Genomic DNA, 17299 nt, shown 5'->3' on the forward strand with positions numbered 1-17299 from the left:
TGGCAGCGGCCACAGCGCACAGGCCTACTACCAAAAGACAAGGCACTGCCTGCCAATGGACCATTCGTCCTCTGCTCCGGCCTGATTAAGCTCGCTGCATCGCCTGTCGTTACGTCAGGCCCGGACCAGCAGAGGCCCCATCATGATCTATGCAGCTCCCGGTTCGCCGGACGCCCTTGTCAGTTTCAAACCGCGCTATGGCAACTACATTGGCGGTGAATTCGTCGCCCCGCTGGGCGGCGAATACTTCAGCAACAGCTCCCCGGTCAACGGCCAACTGATTGCCGAATTCCCGCGCTCCAGCGCCGCCGACATCGAGCGTGCACTGGACGCCGCGCATGCCGCCGCCGGCGCCTGGGGGCGTACCTCGGTGCAGGAGCGTTCGCGCATCCTGCTGAAGATCGCCGACCGCATCGAAGCCCACCTGGAAACCCTGGCCATCAGCGAAACCTGGGACAACGGCAAGGCCATTCGCGAAACCCTGAATGCCGACGTGCCATTGGCCGCCGACCACTTCCGCTACTTTGCCGGGTGCATCCGGGCCCAGGAAGGCAGCGCCGCCGAGATCGACGGCAACACTGCGGCTTACCATTTCCATGAGCCTCTGGGTGTGGTCGGGCAGATCATCCCGTGGAACTTCCCGCTGTTGATGGCCGCGTGGAAACTGGCCCCGGCGCTGGCCGCCGGCAACTGCGTGGTACTCAAGCCGGCCGAGCAGACGCCGTTGTCGATCACGGTGTTCGCCGAGCTGGTGGGCGACCTGCTGCCGCCGGGCGTGCTGAACATCGTGCAAGGCTTTGGCCGCGAAGCGGGCGAGGCCCTGGCGACCAGCAAGCGTATCGCCAAGATCGCCTTCACCGGCTCGACCCCGGTGGGTTCGCACATCATGAAGTGCGCGGCCGAGAACATCATTCCGTCGACCGTGGAGCTGGGCGGCAAGTCGCCGAACATCTTCTTCGAAGACATCATGCAGGCCGAGCCCGAGTTCATCGAGAAGGCCGCCGAAGGCCTGGTGCTGGCGTTCTTCAACCAAGGCGAGGTGTGCACCTGCCCCTCGCGCGCCCTGGTACAGGAATCGATCTACGAGCCGTTCATGGCGGCAGTGATCCGCAAGATCGGCCAGATCAAGCGTGGCGACCCGCTGGACACCGAGACCATGGTCGGGGCCCAGGCTTCCGAGCAGCAGTACGAGAAGATCCTTTCCTACCTGCAGATCGCCCGCGAGGAGGGTGCCCAGGTGCTCACCGGTGGGGCCAGCGAGCGCCTGGCAGGCGATTTGTCCGGCGGCTATTACATCCAGCCGACCCTGCTCAAGGGGCACAACGGCATGCGTGTGTTCCAGGAGGAGATCTTTGGCCCGGTGGTCGGTGTGACCACCTTCAAGGACGAGGCTGAAGCGCTGGCGATTGCCAACGACACCGAGTTCGGCCTGGGCGCCGGGGTGTGGACCCGCGACATCAATCGCGCCTACCGCATGGGCCGTGGCATCCAGGCGGGACGGGTGTGGACCAACTGTTATCACCTGTACCCGGCGCATGCGGCGTTTGGTGGCTACAAGAAGTCGGGGGTCGGCCGTGAAACCCACAAGATGATGCTCAACCATTACCAGCAGACCAAGAACTTGCTGGTGAGCTACGACATTCATCCGCTGGGCTTCTTCTGAGTGGTTCCAAAGTAGCATTCGACCTGTGTCGCCAACGGTGTATTAATAGGGCACCGCAATCCTGTGGTGCCAGAAGAGGATGGACCTATGTGGCAAAAACCTGCGTTCACTGACCTGCGTATTGGCTTTGAAGTAACGATGTACTTCGCCAACCGCTGATCCCTCTGCTTGAAAAGGCATCGCTCGACCTGCACTGCGCCCTTCCTGTGGGAGCGGGCTGGTCCCGCGATGCCTTTAGGCATTTGTGAGGCAATGCATTAGTCTGGCCGCACCCCTAAAAAGAACAAGAAGACCCGCCCATGAGCCCGAACCTCAGCCAGTTGCGCAAGTTCGTCTCCCCGGAAATCATCTTCGGCGCCGGTTGCCGGCACCATGTTGCCAACTACGCGAGAACTTTCGGCGCGCGCAAGGTGCTGCTGGTCAGCGACCCCGGGGTGATCGCCGCTGGCTGGGTGGCCGACATCGAAGCCAGCCTGCAAGGGCAGGGCATCGACTACTGCCTGTACAGCGACGTCTCACCCAACCCCCGCGTCGAAGAAGTGATGTCTGGCGCCGAGCGCTACCGCAGCGAGCAGTGCGACGTGATCGTCGCAGTCGGCGGCGGCAGCCCGATGGACTGCGCCAAAGGCATCGGCATCGTGGTCGCCCATGGCCGGCACATTCTCGAGTTCGAAGGCGTCGACACCATCCGCGTGCCCAGCCCGCCGCTGATCCTGATCCCGACCACCGCCGGCACCTCGGCGGACGTCTCGCAGTTCGTGATCATCTCCAACCAGCAGGAGCGCATGAAGTTCTCCATCGTCAGCAAGGCGGTGGTGCCCGATGTGTCGTTGATTGATCCAGAAACCACGCTGAGCATGGACCCGTTCCTCTCGGCTTGTACCGGCATTGACGCGCTGGTGCACGCCATCGAGGCGTTCGTTTCCACCGGCCATGGCCCGCTGACCGACCCGCATGCGCTGGAAGCCATGCGCCTGATCAACGGCAACCTGGTGCAGATGATCACCAACCCTGGCGATATCGCCCTGCGCGAAAGCATCATGCTCGGCAGCATGCAGGCGGGGCTGGCGTTTTCCAATGCGATCCTCGGTGCGGTGCATGCGATGTCGCACAGCCTGGGCGGCTTTCTCGACTTGCCGCATGGGTTGTGCAACGCGGTGCTGGTCGAGCATGTGGTGGCGTTCAACTACAGCGCTGCACCGGATCGCTTCAAGGTGATCGCGCAAACCCTGGGCATTGATTGCCGTGGCCTGAACCACAACCAGATCCGCCAACGCCTGGTGGAACACCTGATCGCCCTCAAGCAGGCCGTGGGCTTCCATGAAACCCTCGGCCTGCACGGTGTGAACAGCAGCGACATTCCCTTCCTGTCGCAGCACGCGATGGGCGACCCGTGCATCCTCACCAACCCGCGCACCTCCAACCAGCGTGATGTCGAGGTGGTCTATGGCGAGGCCCTCTGAGCCGGCAGCCGACGCGCTGGCCGGGTTGCTGGGGCTGAGCAACCACACCGTACGCAAGAGCCACTACCCGGAACTGGCGGTCCGCCTGGACGAGCTGGAAACCGAACGCAAACGCTACACCTGGCTGTTCGAACACGCGGTCCACGGCATTCTCCAGGCCAGCCTGGAAGATGGCCTGCGTGGCGCCAACCCGGCGCTGGCGCGGATGCTGGGCTACAGCGATCCGCAGGCATTGCTGCTGGCGCGAGGCGACCTTGCCGAGCACCTGTTCGTCGGTGGCCCGGCTGAGCTGCGCGATATCATCCAGGCCTTGCAGCGCGAGCAGTCTTTGCTCGGCTACGAGACGCAGCTGCGCCGCCGTGATGGCACCTGCATCGACGTGTTGATGAACCTGCTGCTGCGCCCGGATGAAGAGGGCGTGGTCGAAGGTTTTGTCGCCGACATCACCGAGCGCAAGCTGGCCCAGGAGCGCCTGCTGCAACTCAATGACGACCTGGAGCGTCGCGTCACCGAGCGCACCAATCAATTGATCGAGGCCCGCGATGCCGCCGAGGCCGCCAACCGCAGCAAGGACAAATACCTGGCCGCCGCCAGTCATGACCTGCTGCAACCGCTCAACGCCGCGCGCCTGCTGATTTCGACCCTGCGCGAGCGGCAGATCGCCGCGCCGGAGCAACTGCTGGTGGAGCGTGCGCACCAGGCGCTGGAAGGCGCCGAAGACCTGCTCACCGACCTGCTGGACATCTCCCGCCTCGACCAGGCCGCGATCAAGCCGGACCTGGACCTGTATCGCCTGGAGGAGCTGCTGGCGCCGCTGGCCTCGGAGTTCCAGCCGGTGGCCGAAGCGGCGGGCCTTGGCCTGCAGGTGCGCGGCGGGGCGCAGACCATTCGCACCGACCTGCGCCTGCTGACGCGCATCCTGCGCAACTTCCTCAGCAATGCCTGCCGCTACACCGAGCAGGGCCGCGTGTTGCTGGGCGCGCGACGACGCGGCCAGCACCTGCGCCTGGAAGTCTGGGACACTGGGCGCGGCATTGCGCCAGAACGCATCGAGGCGATCTTTCTGGAGTTCAACCAGCTGGACGTCGGCCGCGCCGCCGACCGCAAGGGCGTGGGCCTTGGGCTGGCGATCGTCGAACGGATCGCGCGGATCCTCGATTGCCGGGTGACGGTGCGTTCCTGGCCGGGACGGGGCTCGGTGTTCAGCATCGATGTGCCGCTGTCGGCCGAGCAGATCAGCCCACCGGCACACGTTGGCGTGGCGCAACCGGGCATTGGCGACCCATTGCCGGGCCGGCGCCTGCTGGTGCTCGACAACGAGCTGAGTATCCTGCAAAGCATGGCCGCGTTGCTCACCCAGTGGGGCTGCGAGGTGCTCACCGCGACCGACCGCGAGACGGCCTTGCAGGTGCTGCAAGGGCAGGCGCCGGAGCTGATCCTGGCCGATTTCCACCTCGATCATGGGGTTACCGGTTGCGAGGTAGTGCGCGACCTGCGCAAGCATTTCGCCACGCGCATTCCGGTGGTGATGATCACCGCCGACCGCAGCGATCAGAGCCTGCGAGCCATGCAGCGCCTGGGCGCGCCACTGCTCAACAAACCGGTAAAGCCGGGCAAGTTGCGCGCTGTACTGAGCCAGCTACTGGGGGCTGGCGGGGCTTCTGATACGTAGTAATCCCGCCAACCTGAATCTGTAACCCAGTACACCCGAACGCCATAGTAGCGGCCTTGATGATGAGGTCCGACCATGTATCAGTATGACGAGTACGACCGTGCGCTGGTGTTTGAGCGCGTGGCGCAGTTCCGCGACCAGGTGGAACGTTTTCAAGCAGGTGAGCTGAGCGAAGAGGAGTTTTTGCCGCTACGCCTGCAAAACGGCCTGTACATGCAAAAGCATGCCTACATGCTGCGCGTGGCGATTCCCTACGGCACCCTCGGTGCCCGGCAGATGCGCACCCTGGCGCGTATCGCCCGCGACTACGACCGAGGCTACGGCCATTTCACCACCCGGCAGAACATCCAGTTCAACTGGATCGAGCTGGAGCAGGTGCCGGACATCCTCCAGCACCTGGCCGAGGTGGACATGCATGCCATCCAGACCTCCGGCAACTGCGTGCGCAACATCACCACCGAAGCCTTTGCCGGGGTTGCCGCCGATGAGCTGATCGACCCACGGCCGCTGGCCGAGATCCTGCGCCAGTGGTCGACGATCAACCCGGAGTTCCTGTTCCTGCCGCGCAAGTTCAAGATCGCCATCTGCTCGGCCCGCGAGGACCGCGCGGCGATCATGATGCATGACATCGGCCTGTACCTGTACCGCGATGGCTACGGCCAGATGTGCCTGCGGGTGATGGTCGGCGGCGGGCTGGGGCGCACGCCGATTCTTGGCCAGATGATCCGCCAGGGGCTGCCCTGGCAGCACCTGTTGTCGTATGTCGAGGCGATCCTGCGGGTTTACAACCGCCACGGGCGACGCGACAACAAGTACAAGGCGCGAATCAAGATCCTGGTCAAGGCGTTGGGCATCGAGGCCTTCGCCCGCGAAGTGGAACAGGAATGGCAGCACATCAAGGATGGCCCGGCGCAACTGACCGAAGACGAGTTCCGCCGCGTCGCCGAAGGCTTCGAGCCGCCGGCGTACCAGGGGCAGGGCGACGATGAGCTGGAGTACGGCAGCCACCTGACCATGGACCGCGCCTTCGCCCGCTGGGCTTCGCGCAACGTGCACCCGCACAAGGTGCCGGGCTACGCCAGCGCGATCCTGTCGACCAAGCCCGGCCCGTCGGCGCCGCCGGGTGACCTGACTGCCGAGCAGATGGAGGCGGTGGCGGACTGGTCCGAGCAGTTCGGCTTTGGCGAGATTCGCATCGCCCACGAACAGAACCTGATCCTCCCCGACGTGCGCAAGCGCGACCTGCATGCGCTATGGCGGCTGGCCTGCGAGCAGGACCTGGGCAATGCCAACATCGGCTTGCTGACCGATATCATCGCCTGCCCGGGGGGCGACTTCTGCGCGCTGGCCAATGCCAAGTCGATCCCGATCACCCATGCCATCCAGCAGCGCTTCGAGGACCTGGACTTCATCCACGACCTGGGCGAGCTGAGCCTGAATATTTCCGGCTGCATCAATGCTTGCGGTCATCACCATATCGGCAACATCGGCATCCTGGGCGTGGATAAGAACGGCAGCGAGTGGTACCAGGTGACCCTGGGCGGTTCGCAGGGCAAGAACAGTGCCCTGGGCAAGGTGATCGGGCCGTCGTTCAGTGCCGAGGAAATACCCCGTGTGATCGAGCAGATCGTCGCCACCTACTGCGCCTACCGGGAACTGGACGAGCCGTTCGTGCAGACCGTGCAGCGGGTCGGGCTGGAGCCGTTCAAGGAGCGGGTGTATGCCCGCGCCCCGGAGGTGGAACCATGCGCAATATGATCGGGTTGCACCAAGGCCAGGCGCGGCTGCTGGAGAGTGACGGTTGGCAACTGGTGCGTGAGGTGCAGGCAGACCTGCCGGCACGCTTGCAGGTGTTACCTCTGGCGCAGTGGCTGGCGCAACCCGGCGCGAGCAATGGGGTATGGCTGGGGCCGGACGACGATGTCGAGTCGCTGCAGCCGTGGTTGGGCGTGCTGGCGCTGATCGCCATCGACTTTCCCAGCTTTCGCGATGGGCGTGGATACAGCCAGGCCTATCTGCTGCGTACCCGACTCGGCTGGCAGGGTGAGCTGCGGGCGATTGGCGATGTATTGCGCGACCAGCTCAGCCATATGCGCCAGTGTGGCTTCGACAGTTTTGCGGTGCGTGAGGACAAGTCGGCGGCTGATGCGCTCAAGGGGCTCAGCGGCATGAGCGTGGTGTATGGGCGTTCGGTGATCGAGCCGCGCCCGTTGTTTCGGCGCCGCTAGGGGTCAGACGCTGCCTTCGGTCTCGATCACCAGTACCCGCGCGGCGCCGCGTGGGTGGGCAACGTGTTCGGTGCCGACCTCGGCATGGAAGATGTCGCCCACCTGCAACAGCGTCGACTGCTCGACGCCGTTTTCGCGATAGTGCATGTCCACCTCGCCATCGAGCACCACGAATACTTCCTGGCCATCGTTGATGTGCCATTTGTACGGCTGGTCGGTCCAGTGCAGGCGGGTGGTGATGCCATTCATGTTGGCGATGTCCAGGGCGCCCCAGGCGCGCTCGGCGGTGAAGCTGGCACTGCGAATGATCTTCATCGGGCGGTCGGCATCCTGCGAAAGTGACCGCTAACATAACGGTTCGTCGCGGGCGGCGCCATGCACCTGCACGCCAGCATTGCCTATGGACGGGGTGCTGGTGCGTGGCGAAAAGCGCTAGAGTAACGGCTCCGTGACTAGCCAAGAAGCCCGTTCATGACCGACCTTTCCGCGTTCCCGATTACCCGCAAATGGCCTGCGCAGCACCCTGAGCGGTTGCAGTTGTATTCGTTGCCGACGCCGAACGGGGTCAAGGTGTCGATCATGCTTGAAGAGATCGGCCTGCCGTATGAAGTGCACAAGGTGGATTTCGCCGCGCAGGAGCAACTGACGCCTGAGTTCATCTCGCTGAGCGCGAACAACAAGATCCCGGCGATCCTCGACCCGAACGGGCCGGGTGGCAAGCCGCTGGCGTTGTTCGAGTCGGGGGCGATCCTGTTGTACCTGGCGGAGAAAAGCGGGCAGTTGCTCGCCAAGGACCCGGCCGCGCGCTACGAGACGATCCAGTGGCTGATGTTCCAGATGGGCGGCATCGGGCCTATGTTCGGGCAGGTGGGCTTTTTCCACAAGTTCGCCGGCAAGGAATATGCAGACAAGCGACCGTTGCAGCGTTATGTAGACGAGTCGCGGCGCTTGCTCACGGTGCTGGACACGCGCCTGGCAGGACGTAAGTGGATCATGGACGAGTACGGCATTGCCGATATCGCGACCTTCCCGTGGGTGCGCAACCTGGCCGGGTTCTATGAGGCCGGGGAGTTGGTGGGGCTCAAGGATTTTGCCAATGTGCAGCGGGTGCTGGCAGTGTTTCTGGCGCGCCCGGCGGTTGAGCGCGGGTTGAAGATTCCCGGTTGATCTGGTGGGCCCTATCGCCGGCAAGGCCGGCTCCCACCAAGGTCGGTGTGATATTGAAGTTCAACACAGTACCCATAAGAAAAAATAAGGATATCTATGAGCTGCGAATCGCTTTCTCTCCAGGACCTCGCCGCGCCGCAAGGCGTCTGCTACGGCTGCGGCACGGCCCACCCAAACGGCCTGCACCTGAAAAGCCACTGGGATGACGACGGCATCCACGTGGTGTGCAAACACGAGCCCGGCGGCGAATTCATCGGTTGGCCCGGGCTGGTCTACGGCGGCCTGTTGGCCATGCTGGTGGACTGCCATTCCAACTGGACCGCGATGGCCTACCACTACCGCGCCGAAGGCCGCGAGCCGGGCAGCCTGCCACGTATCGACTGCGTCACCGGGCAACTTGGCCTGACCTACCTCAAGCCCACCCCGATGGGTGTCGAGCTGGTGCTCAAGGCACGCGTCGAAGGCGAGGTCGGGCGCAAGAGCCGGGTGATCTGCGAAGTCTGGGCCGGTGATGTCCTGACCGTCACCGCCGACTCGGTGTTCGTGCGCGTCGACACCGAACGCCTCAAGCAACAGGCCCACGCCAACGCCTGATGCCTCTGCGGGGCGCGACACCCGTCGTGCCCCCGATTCCTTCGCATACTTGACCCTGCGCAATGCGCCGGTTAGTCTCGCTCGGCCTGGGAGCCTACCGGTCGGTAGGCGAATAATTGCACAGCTTTCCAGGTGCTGAGCCTTTTCCGGATGCGAGACCATGAACACCCCGTCAGCAACACCTGCACCGCCGCTGAAATTCGCCATTGCCCTGGCCCTGATCGGTGCCCTGGGCCCCTCGGCCATCGACATGTACCTGGCCAGCATGCCGAGCATTGCGCTGGAGTACGGCACCTCGTATGCCGGGGTACAACTGACCCTGACGGTGTTCCTGCTGGCGCTTGGGGCAGGGCAGTTGCTGTTCGGCCCGGTGGTGGATGTGTTGGGCCGACGGCGGCCATTGCTCGTCGGTTTGCTGGTGTTCGTGCTGAGTTCGCTGCTGGCCGCCCGCGCCGACAGCCTCGATGCCTTGCTGATTGCGCGCTTTATCCAGGGCCTGGGCAGTGCACTGACCCTCGTGGTGATCATGAGCATGGTCCGCGACGTCGCCGAAGGCGCCCGCGCGGCGCAGATATTCGCCTTGCTGATGACGATCATCGGCCTGTCGCCGGTGATTGCGCCGGCGTTGGGCGGCATTATCGGTGCCGGGTATGGCTGGCGCGCGATCATGCTGACCCTGGCCGCACTCGGTGCCCTGGTGCTACTTAATGCCACCTGGGTGCTCAAGGAGACCCTGCCTGCAGACAAGCGTCTGGCCTGGTCGCAGGTCAATGTATTGAGCACTTACCTGCGCATTGCCCGCGACGCCAACTTCCTGCGTCCGGCGCTGGCCCTGTCGGCGGTGTTCTTCTTCCTGTTCGCCTACATTGCCGGCGCGGCGTACGTTTACCAAAGCCACTTCGGCCTGTCGGTAAAGGCCTTCGGCCTGCTCTTCGGCGCCACGGGCGTGGCCGTGCTGCTCGGTGCGTTCAGCGCTGGCCGCCTGGTTGCACGCAAGGGCCTGGCACGCCTGGCGCAGTGGGGCGCTGGCTGCATGGTGCTGGGGGCGTTGCTGGTGCTGCTCGGCGCGCTGACCTCGGCAGGGTTGGCCGGCATTGTCGCCGGCATGTTCGTGGCAATGTTCGGCCTGGGCATTGCGGAGGCGGCCCTGATGGCGCTGGTGATGGGCTCGCAGAGCCGCGCGCTGGGTTCGACGGCGGCCCTGCTGGGGGCCTTGCAGATGAGCATTTCGTCGCTCGCCACGCCGTTGTCGGGCATCATTGCGCCGTTGGGCAGTGGCTACTGGGCCATCTTGCTGGCGCTGTCTGCCATGGTGGTGGCCGTGCTGGTACGGGCGAGCACTCGCGGCCTGCCGATTGAATTGAACAGCCTGGCCGATCACTGATCGAGCCGGCCCGTGGAGACTGCTGCATGAGAACCCTGTCGCCCTCGGCAGAAAAAATCTGCGCGATTGCGGTCGAGCAATTTGCCGCGTCCGGCTATGACGCCGCGTCGCTCAACGATATCGCCGTGGCGGCGGGGCTGCGCAAGCCGTCGCTGTATGCCCATTTCAGCAGTAAGGACGATTTGTTCGAGGCTGTCTTCGAGCGCGCCGTCGCGGCCGAACGGTTGTACGTCGAGCAGTGTTTTGCCCAGGCCCCGGCAGGCGTGCCGGGTGCCTGTTACAGCCACAGCCTGGGTGAGCGCTACCAGGGCTCGGCGCACCTGCGCTTTTTGCTGCGCTCGGCGTTCTTTCCGCCAGCGCCCTTGCGACCGATGATTTCGGCCGGCTTCGAGGGGTATCTGGCGCGCCTTGGCGCATTGTTCAATCAGGCGCTGGACGGGCGCAGCATCGACAGCGCCCGGCGCGACCTTTATGTAGATGCCTACCTGGGCATCGTCGACAGCCTGAGCGTCGAGCTGATTTACGCCGGCAACGAGGCCTACACACGACGCCTGCAGGCCCTGTGGTGGATGTTCGAACAGGCCTTGGCTGACCCGCAAAACCCTTGAAAATCAGTGGCGAGTTGCCAGTTGGCAGGGGTTTTTACCTGGATTGTCCCGGGCAAAAGGGCTTTTTCGGACAAAACCCCTGTCATTTCTGTTGCCCAGTGCGAATCTCGGCCGTAGACTGCCGCCCCCTGTAAATAGAGTGCCAACTGGTGCTTGAAGAATTCCGCGAGCGGTGAAGTATTCACCGGTTGCACCCGATTCGCCCAAATGCACGTATTTTTTATAGAGAAATCAATGACAAAGGAAAAGTTGCTGGCCATGCCGGCCGATGACTACATGAACGCCGAGCAGCTGGCCTTCTTCACCGCGCTGTTGCAGGCGATGAAGATCGAGACCCAGGAGCGTATCGAGCAAAGCCGTGTAGCCATCGAGAGCCTGGACACGCCTGCCGATCCTGCCGATGCCGCCTCGGTTGAAGAAGAGCGCCACTGGCTGGTGAACGTGATCGATCGCGATCAGCGTCTGCTGCCTCAGTTGGAAATGGCTCTGGGCCGTATCTCTGATGACAGCTTCGGCTGGTGCGATGACAGTGGTGAGCCGATTGGCCTGAAGCGCCTGCTGATCAGCCCGACCACCAAGTACTGCATCGAAGCGCAGGAGCGTCACGAGCAGATCGACAAGCACCAGCGTCAAGTCTGACCTTCGCTGGTAGTCGAAAGAGCCCTGGGGATCAAACCCCGGGGCTTTTGCGTTATCTGTCTTCTGGCGATGGAGGCAGGCCCGTGGGCGCTGTTGCGGCCTTACAGTGCTGCGGAGTACTTCACCGCCGCTGCGGTGCGGGAAGGCACGTTCAGTGCGCGCAGCAGTGAACTCACATGAATGCGCACGGTAAACGGCGAGATATCCAGCGCGCGGGCGATTTCCTTGTTGGATTTGCCCTGGGCAATCAGGCGCAGTACTTCCAGCTGACGGGTAGTCAGGGCTGCCGGCAGCGGGTCGAGCGGTAGCAGCCCGGAGGGCTCGTAGCGCACCAGCACTTCACCTTCGCGGATAGCCAGGATCGCCTGGCCAATTTCCTCGGGGGCGATGTTCTTGCCGATAAAGCCATCGAAGCCTGCGGCCATCACCTGGCTGATCAGCTCCGGGTCATCGACCATCGACACCACGATCAAGGTGGTGCGCGGCAGGCGCTCGCGCAAGGCGACCAATTGGCTCATGCCGGTCAGGCCGGGAAAGCGCAGGTCGAGGATCAGCGTGTCCGGCACCTCGTGGCCTTCAAGCAGGGCGAGTACCGAGTCCAGGTCACCGGCTTCCTCGATATGGGCAGCGGGCAGCAACCGCTGCACATTGCGCAGCAGGCCTTCGCGGAACAACGGGTGGTCGTCGGCTATGATGATCCGGCATGCCATGGTTTGACCCTCCATGGGTCATGACGTGTAAGACAGGCCACTGTACCAAGCGGGCCCAGTGGCTGCCTGTTGCGTGTGCTGGATATGACGATTACCGCACAAGGATGTTCCCCATGAAGTTCGAGAAAAACACCGAGCTGGCCCAGGCCAACCTGCGCATCATCGTCGCCGCGATTGCCCTGGGCTATGTCTCGCTGGTCGGCTTGCTGCCGGGGCGTTCGGTCGATGTCTACTTGCCGGTCATCGTCTATATCAGCCTGTTCTTGTTGGCGTCGATCCTGCTGCGCCTGGCGATTGTGCGCTGGCCCGGGCATTACCCGCTGCGGCGAGTGTTCAGTATGGTCCATGACTACACCGGCACCTCGTTCGGCCTGGTGATGGGCGGCGAGGCTGCGTTGCCGCTGTATGCGGTGATGGTCTGGGTCAACCTGGGCAACGGCATGCGCTACGGCTCGCGCTACCTGGCCGTGGCCACGCTGCTGGCGCTGGTGGCGTTGGCCATCGTCTATCAACTGACGCCTTACTGGCAGGCGCAGCCCTTCATGGTGCTGATGCTGATGATCACCAGCACGGTCATCCCGCTGTACGCGCACCTGCTGCTGGAGCGCACGCGCAAGGCGTCGGAGCAGGCGATAGCTGCCAACCAGGAGAAGTCGCGGTTTCTCGCCCAAGCCAGCCATGACCTGCGCCAGCCGATCCACTCCATCGGCCTGTTCACCGCCTGTCTGCGTGAGTCGCGCCTGGGCGAGGAGGAGCGGCGACTGGTCGACAATATCGACCGTTCGCTGCTCAACGTCTCGCAGCTGTTCCGCTCGATCCTCGACCTGTACACCCTCGACAACGGCCGGCTGCTGCCCAGGCCGCAGCCTTTGCACCTGGGCAACTGGTTGCAGGAGCTGGCCCGGCAGAACAGCGAAGCGGCGCGCTGGGCGGGTGTCGAGCTACGGGTCCGGCCTTGCGCGCAGTGGGTCAGCGTTGACCCGGCGCTGTTGACCACCATGGTGCAGAACGTGCTGTCCAATTGCTTCAAGTACGCGGCGCAACGACCGGTTCTGATCGGCGTGCGCAGGCGTGGCGAGGGGCTGGCAATCGTGATTTGTGATCGAGGACGCGGCATTGCTGCGCAGCATCTGCCCAAGGTGTTCGAGGAGTTCTACCGGGTGCGCGAGGTGCGAGACAAGGATGTCGAGGGGGTCGGTCTTGGCCTGTCGATCGTGCGCCGCCTGGGCCAGTTGATCGACATGCCGGTGAGCCTGCGCTCGCGGCCTGGGCATGGCACCAGCGTGGAGTTGGCGGGGCTGGTGCGGGTGGCCGCGCAAGTGCCGTCTGCCCGGCATGACCCGGTCCAGGCCGGGCTGCTGACGGGGCTGAAAGTGTGCCTGGTGGAGGATGATCGCAACGTATTGCTGGCGACCTCGGCGCTGCTTGAGCGTTGGGGATGTGAGGTGCAGGCCGAATGGTCGGCGCAAGGGCTGAGCAGCGATTGCGAGATCATCGTCGCCGACTACGACCTGGGCACGGATGCCACCGGCATCGAGTGCATTGATGCGCTGCGCGAGCAGCGTGGCTGGGCGGTGCCGGCGTTGATCCTGACCGGGCACGATGTCGAGAAAATCCAGGCGGCCTTGCACGACCGCAATATTGCCATCCTGTCCAAGCCGGTACGCCCGACGGAGCTGCGCGCGACCTTGCGTGCCCTGCGCCAGTCAGCCGTGCTGGCGCAGGTGGCTGGGGTGAGTCCTAGCGCTTGAAGGGCAGCATGGACGGGGAGCCTTTGCCTTTCTCCGAGCAGAATGCGCCGGGGTCGATGATGCCCATGGAGGCGAAGGCGAACATCGGGCCGCTGGGCGACTCGCACGAGTACTCGCCGGAGGCGGCGGAGGCGGTGAAGTAGGTGGTGGAGTTGTCACTGCGGACGTTGGAGACCCGCGAGATCGGCTCGCCCAGGGTGATTTCGGCGCGGTTCTTCAGTGAGGCTTCGTTGGGTTTGTTGGTCTGGCAGCCGGCGAGAGTGGCGGCGAGCAGGGTGAAAAGGGCAATGTTCCTGAAGGGGGTTTGCAATTCCATGGCACTGGTTCCCGGTGGTGTTCTGGTTTTTTCGGCACAGCCGTTCCCGACGCTGCAAAAAGGCGGCGCTGGATGACGTGAGGTGCTTGCCAAGGACTATATCGTCGAGTGGGCGCAGGGTCGATTAGCACAGATGTACTAGCTGGGCGGGCCGTGGCTGTCTGAAATGATGCTGAACACTACCTTCTGGTTTTGCTGCCGCTTCGCGCCAGATCGCGGGACAAGGCCCGCTCCCACAATGGTCTCGGCAAGCCTTCCGAAATGAAGCCGGGGACAATCACAGAGATACAGCCCACTGCCGCAGGGCATGCCCTGGATGGTCAAAACCGCCCTGTAAGCGGGTACTCCACCGCCAGGCGCAACTGATCGGCATCCAGTTCAGCCTGCGCGGCATTGCCCCGATGCACATTGTGCCGCAGCGAAACCGCCATGCCCTTGGCCGCACCGCTTTGCACCACGTAGCGAGCTTCCAGGTCGCGCTCCCAGTGTTTGCCACCCTTGCCATAGCCCAGATAGGCATAGCCACCGCGCGGGTCGACATGCCTGCCATCAATCTGGCTGCCGCGCACATACGCAGCACTCAATGCCAACCCCGGCACCCCCCATTGCGCCAGGTCCAGGTCATAGCGGGCCTGCCAGGAGCGCTCGTTCGGCGCGTTGAAATCAGACAGCTGCACAGCGTTGCTTATGAAGATCGCGCCACGTGTCACATAGTCGAACGGCGTGTCGCCATCCACGTGCTGGTAGCCAAGGCTGAAACTGTGTGCACCCTGGGTGTAGGTCGACAGCAGGCTCCAGGTGGTGTTGTCGATGCGCCCGGACAAAGCCTTGCCCTGATCGGTGGTGCGGTACAGGTTGAGGTTCAGGCTCAGCGCGCGATGGGCATCGATCGGTTGCCTGAACGTCGCCCCCAGGTAATGTTGCTGCCAGGTGTCCTCGTAGCGGGAGGTGTAGAGGCTGGCCGTGAAGTTCGGCAGGCCGCTGAAGACCACCCCGGCAAGGTCGAAACTGTCACCCTTGCTGGCATTGGAATAGTTGACCACGAAGCCCTGGTCATGGCTGCTGGCGTTGCGGTCGGTGCTCTCGGTGAAATGCCCGCCCACCCACTTCAAACCCGCGAACTCCTGGCTGGTGAGAAACCAACCGGTGGCCGTCTCTGGCAGCAGCCGGCTGTCAGAGGAACTGAACACCGGGGTCTTGACCCGTTGCTCACCATAGGACAGCACCGTCGAGGACAGGCGCAGCTTGAGCGCCGCGCCACCCCGGCTGTACTCATCTTTCGGGTGGCCGTCATTATCCACGCCGAGCAGGCGGGCCTTGCCAGCCCGACCGCCGCCGCTGTCCAGCTTCACCCCGAGGTAGGCATGCGCATCGACGCCGACACCGATCAGCCCCTGGGTAAAACCTGACTGCAGGCTGCCCATCAGGCCATACCCCCATTCCTCGGCATAGCCATTGCGCTCGGCCCGTGGTTTGCCGGCGTTGCGCGCGCCGTTGCTGCGCGCCCCGTGGCGGTACTCGCGGTTGTCGTAGACGGTGCGGTTGAGCACGCTCCAACTGCTGTCTTCGATAAAACCCTTGGCCGACGCCTGGTCGGAACCAGCGAGCGCCAGGGAAGCGGGGCTCGCCAGTGCCAGCAGCAGGGCAGAGCGGGTGGGTGAAATCCGGTGGGCGGCAAGGCGTTTCATCAGAGCTTCCAAGGCGATCTTAAAAGTATTTCAGCCAGGCGATATCCCGACGTCGGGCCTTGAGCTCAGCGAACCAGCGCACCGGCAGGTAGAGCGCCAGCGACAGCAGAACCGCCACCAGCCACACCGCCCAGATGCCATCGAAGCCGAAGTACTTGCCCTGGTTCAGGCCGAAGGCGGCCACCGCGATCAGGTAGAACACCTTGAGCACATACAGGTGCAGCAGGTAGAAGAACATCGGTGCCGAGCCAAACACGCTGAGGGCAACGATCCAGCGGCTGTGCTGCACCCGTTCAAAGGCGCGCAGCAACAACAGGCCGGCACCCAGGGTGGAGGCGAGGAACAGCAGCGACGGTGGGTATTTGGTGATGTTGAAGAAGCTCATCAGGGTCTGCGTGGTGGTTTCACCGATCACCCAATGGGCTTCGCCGTAGCCATTGAGCAAGCGCAGCACCAGGAAGCCGGTCAAGGCGGCCAGGCCGGCGATCAGCAGGTGGCGTTGGCGTATGGCGGCATCGGCGCTGCGCGCGAACCACGGGCCGAGGGCGTAACCCAGGGCAATCACGCCAATCCACGGCAACAGCGGGTAGGAGGTGCGCAGGCGCAATTGCTCGGAGAACTCGATCCAGCCGCGGTCATGCAACACCGCCCAGGGAATGTGCATGGCCGAGCCGACCGGGAAGTGCAGGCCGTCGAGCAGGTTGTGCCCACCGATGATCACCACGCCAAGCACCAGCAGCAGAGGGCGCGGCAACCACACCAGCGCCGACAGCGCGATCATGCTCAGGCCGATCACCCAGATCACCTGCAGGTAGATCACCGAGGGCGGGAGCTGGAAGGTCCAGGCGAAATTCACCAGGGTGAACTCCAGCAGCACCAGGACCAGGCCGCGCTTGAACAGGAAGGCCGAGACATCACGCTTGCCTGCGTACTTCTCGCCATACAAATAGGCCGAAAGGCCAGTCAGCAGCACGAACACCGGGGCACACAAGTGCGCCAGGGTGCGGCTGACGAACAGCGCCGGCTCCGTTGCGCTGACGTCCATCGGGTCGCCGACCTGGCGATGCAGGAAGAAGGTTTCGCGCACGTGGTCAAGCAGCATGAACAGGATGACCAGGCCCCGCAGGGCGTCGATGCTGAGCAGGCGTTGCACGGTGGAAGGAGGGGCGGAGGTCAAGGACATGGGCGGGTCTTAGTGAATTGATTCGTTATACTATAACGTTAAATCGCCAGCAAAAAGAATCCCTTTTTACTGCAGCTTGCCAGCAGATTGTTTTTTGCTTGATGGCGCCTTGACATTGTCCAGGTGGCAACCTTAGCTCTGAATGAGCTTCACCATCACCAAGGCAACACTGGGCAAGGGACTGCCATATTCAACATGTCCTCTCCCCCCTGTTCAGTCTGCTCACGGTGCCT

17 protein-coding genes are annotated in these 17299 nt (G+C 63.6%); 12 read left to right on the plus strand and 5 right to left on the minus strand.

The genetic code is table 11. From position 1 onward, the window contains the following. The first annotated feature begins 142 nt into the window (after positions 1-142). The 6 genes from exaC (at position 143) to M5G11_RS14630 (ending at position 7026) form a co-directional block, all read left to right on the plus strand. A complete protein-coding gene (gene exaC / locus M5G11_RS14605; RefSeq protein ID WP_273910281.1) occupies positions 143-1663 on the plus strand; it encodes an acetaldehyde dehydrogenase ExaC in 1521 nt (506 codons plus the stop codon). Between the two features lie 87 nt (positions 1664-1750). Continuing rightward, complete coding sequence (pqqA, locus tag M5G11_RS14610; protein WP_273910392.1) at positions 1751-1822, plus strand: pyrroloquinoline quinone precursor peptide PqqA; 72 nt, start codon at positions 1751-1753, stop codon at positions 1820-1822. Positions 1823-1962: 140 nt separating this feature from the next. After that, on the plus strand, positions 1963-3126 hold the full coding sequence (ercA, locus tag M5G11_RS14615) for an alcohol dehydrogenase-like regulatory protein ErcA (RefSeq protein ID WP_273910282.1): 1164 nt from the start codon (positions 1963-1965) through the stop codon (positions 3124-3126). Beyond that, positions 3110-4798, plus strand: coding sequence for a PAS domain-containing hybrid sensor histidine kinase/response regulator (locus M5G11_RS14620; protein ID WP_273910284.1), 1689 nt, complete (start codon positions 3110-3112; stop codon positions 4796-4798). The genes ercA and M5G11_RS14620 overlap by 17 nt, the downstream gene beginning before the upstream one ends. Before the next feature lie 75 nt (positions 4799-4873). Then, positions 4874-6556 carry a nitrite/sulfite reductase gene (locus tag M5G11_RS14625; RefSeq protein WP_273910285.1) on the plus strand — a complete coding sequence of 561 codons (1683 nt, stop codon included), beginning with the start codon at positions 4874-4876 and terminating at the stop codon, positions 6554-6556. Continuing rightward, positions 6544-7026: a DUF934 domain-containing protein gene (locus M5G11_RS14630; protein ID WP_273910286.1), complete on the plus strand. Its 483-nt coding sequence runs from the start codon at positions 6544-6546 to the stop codon at positions 7024-7026. Before M5G11_RS14625 ends, M5G11_RS14630 begins: the two co-directional genes overlap by 13 nt. Positions 7027-7029: 3 nt before the next feature. On the opposite strand, the gene M5G11_RS14635 is transcribed toward M5G11_RS14630, so the two are convergent. Further along, entirely contained in the window at positions 7030-7341 is a 312-nt protein-coding gene (locus M5G11_RS14635) for a cupin domain-containing protein (protein ID WP_273910287.1), read from the minus strand. 156 nt (positions 7342-7497) lie between these two features. Between M5G11_RS14635 and M5G11_RS14640 the strand changes: the two genes are divergently transcribed. From M5G11_RS14640 to M5G11_RS14660, 5 genes are all read left to right on the plus strand, one after another. After that, on the plus strand, positions 7498-8193 hold the full coding sequence (locus M5G11_RS14640; protein ID WP_273910288.1) for a glutathione S-transferase N-terminal domain-containing protein: 696 nt from the start codon (positions 7498-7500) through the stop codon (positions 8191-8193). A 96-nt stretch (positions 8194-8289) separates the two neighbouring features. After that, positions 8290-8787, plus strand: a complete 498-nt coding sequence (locus M5G11_RS14645; protein ID WP_273910289.1) for a PaaI family thioesterase — start codon at positions 8290-8292, stop codon at positions 8785-8787. 160 nt (positions 8788-8947) lie between these two features. Then, positions 8948-10171: a Bcr/CflA family efflux MFS transporter gene (locus tag M5G11_RS14650; protein ID WP_273910290.1), complete on the plus strand. Its 1224-nt coding sequence runs from the start codon at positions 8948-8950 to the stop codon at positions 10169-10171. Between the two features lie 26 nt (positions 10172-10197). Continuing rightward, positions 10198-10779, plus strand: a complete 582-nt coding sequence (locus M5G11_RS14655; protein ID WP_273910292.1) for a TetR/AcrR family transcriptional regulator — start codon at positions 10198-10200, stop codon at positions 10777-10779. Positions 10780-11013: 234 nt separating this feature from the next. Beyond that, positions 11014-11418, plus strand: coding sequence for a TraR/DksA family transcriptional regulator (locus M5G11_RS14660; RefSeq protein WP_273910293.1), 405 nt, complete (start codon positions 11014-11016; stop codon positions 11416-11418). Positions 11419-11519: 101 nt separating this feature from the next. On the opposite strand, the gene M5G11_RS14665 is transcribed toward M5G11_RS14660, so the two are convergent. Beyond that, positions 11520-12128 (minus strand): LuxR C-terminal-related transcriptional regulator, encoded by a 609-nt coding sequence (locus tag M5G11_RS14665; RefSeq protein ID WP_273910295.1) that lies wholly within the window; start codon positions 12126-12128, stop codon positions 11520-11522. Between the two features lie 113 nt (positions 12129-12241). On the opposite strand from M5G11_RS14665, the gene M5G11_RS14670 reads away from it, so the two are divergent. Then, a complete protein-coding gene (locus tag M5G11_RS14670; protein WP_273910297.1) occupies positions 12242-13879 on the plus strand; it encodes an ATP-binding response regulator in 1638 nt (545 codons plus the stop codon). Here the strand turns inward: M5G11_RS14670 and M5G11_RS14675 are convergent. From M5G11_RS14675 to M5G11_RS14685, 3 genes are all read right to left on the minus strand, one after another. Continuing rightward, a complete protein-coding gene (locus M5G11_RS14675) occupies positions 13869-14195 on the minus strand; it encodes a hypothetical protein (protein ID WP_273910299.1) in 327 nt (108 codons plus the stop codon). The genes M5G11_RS14670 and M5G11_RS14675 overlap by 11 nt on opposite strands. Before the next feature lie 320 nt (positions 14196-14515). Then, the gene (locus M5G11_RS14680) at positions 14516-15883 is read right to left on the minus strand and encodes an OprD family porin (RefSeq protein WP_273910300.1); all 1368 of its coding nucleotides are present in this window, start codon (positions 15881-15883) and stop codon (positions 14516-14518) included. A gap of 19 nt (positions 15884-15902) precedes the next feature. Then, positions 15903-17066, minus strand: coding sequence for an acetyltransferase domain-containing protein (locus tag M5G11_RS14685; protein WP_273910301.1), 1164 nt, complete (start codon positions 17064-17066; stop codon positions 15903-15905). Between the last annotated feature and the right edge of the window lie 233 nt (positions 17067-17299).

The sequence above is a fragment of the Pseudomonas fontis genome, assembly GCF_028656955.1.
Lineage (GTDB): Bacteria > Pseudomonadota > Gammaproteobacteria > Pseudomonadales > Pseudomonadaceae > Aquipseudomonas > Aquipseudomonas fontis.

Bases quoted from the DNA above. Each gene is read 5' to 3' on its own strand.
- exaC (WP_273910281.1), top strand. From the start codon at position 143: ATGATCTATGCAGCTCCCGGTTCGCCGGACGCCCTTGTCAGTTTCAAA.
- ercA (WP_273910282.1), top strand. From the start codon at position 1,963: ATGAGCCCGAACCTCAGCCAGTTGCGCAAGTTCGTCTCCCCGGAAATC.
- M5G11_RS14620 (WP_273910284.1), top strand. From the start codon at position 3,110: ATGGCGAGGCCCTCTGAGCCGGCAGCCGACGCGCTGGCCGGGTTGCTG.
- M5G11_RS14625 (WP_273910285.1), top strand. From the start codon at position 4,874: ATGTATCAGTATGACGAGTACGACCGTGCGCTGGTGTTTGAGCGCGTG.
- M5G11_RS14630 (WP_273910286.1), top strand. From the start codon at position 6,544: ATGCGCAATATGATCGGGTTGCACCAAGGCCAGGCGCGGCTGCTGGAG.
- M5G11_RS14635 (WP_273910287.1), bottom strand. From the start codon at position 7,341: ATGAAGATCATTCGCAGTGCCAGCTTCACCGCCGAGCGCGCCTGGGGC.
- M5G11_RS14640 (WP_273910288.1), top strand. From the start codon at position 7,498: ATGACCGACCTTTCCGCGTTCCCGATTACCCGCAAATGGCCTGCGCAG.
- M5G11_RS14645 (WP_273910289.1), top strand. From the start codon at position 8,290: ATGAGCTGCGAATCGCTTTCTCTCCAGGACCTCGCCGCGCCGCAAGGC.
- M5G11_RS14650 (WP_273910290.1), top strand. From the start codon at position 8,948: ATGAACACCCCGTCAGCAACACCTGCACCGCCGCTGAAATTCGCCATT.
- M5G11_RS14655 (WP_273910292.1), top strand. From the start codon at position 10,198: ATGAGAACCCTGTCGCCCTCGGCAGAAAAAATCTGCGCGATTGCGGTC.
- M5G11_RS14660 (WP_273910293.1), top strand. From the start codon at position 11,014: ATGACAAAGGAAAAGTTGCTGGCCATGCCGGCCGATGACTACATGAAC.
- M5G11_RS14665 (WP_273910295.1), bottom strand. From the start codon at position 12,128: ATGGCATGCCGGATCATCATAGCCGACGACCACCCGTTGTTCCGCGAA.
- M5G11_RS14670 (WP_273910297.1), top strand. From the start codon at position 12,242: ATGAAGTTCGAGAAAAACACCGAGCTGGCCCAGGCCAACCTGCGCATC.
- M5G11_RS14675 (WP_273910299.1), bottom strand. From the start codon at position 14,195: ATGGAATTGCAAACCCCCTTCAGGAACATTGCCCTTTTCACCCTGCTC.
- M5G11_RS14680 (WP_273910300.1), bottom strand. From the start codon at position 15,883: ATGAAACGCCTTGCCGCCCACCGGATTTCACCCACCCGCTCTGCCCTG.
- M5G11_RS14685 (WP_273910301.1), bottom strand. From the start codon at position 17,066: ATGTCCTTGACCTCCGCCCCTCCTTCCACCGTGCAACGCCTGCTCAGC.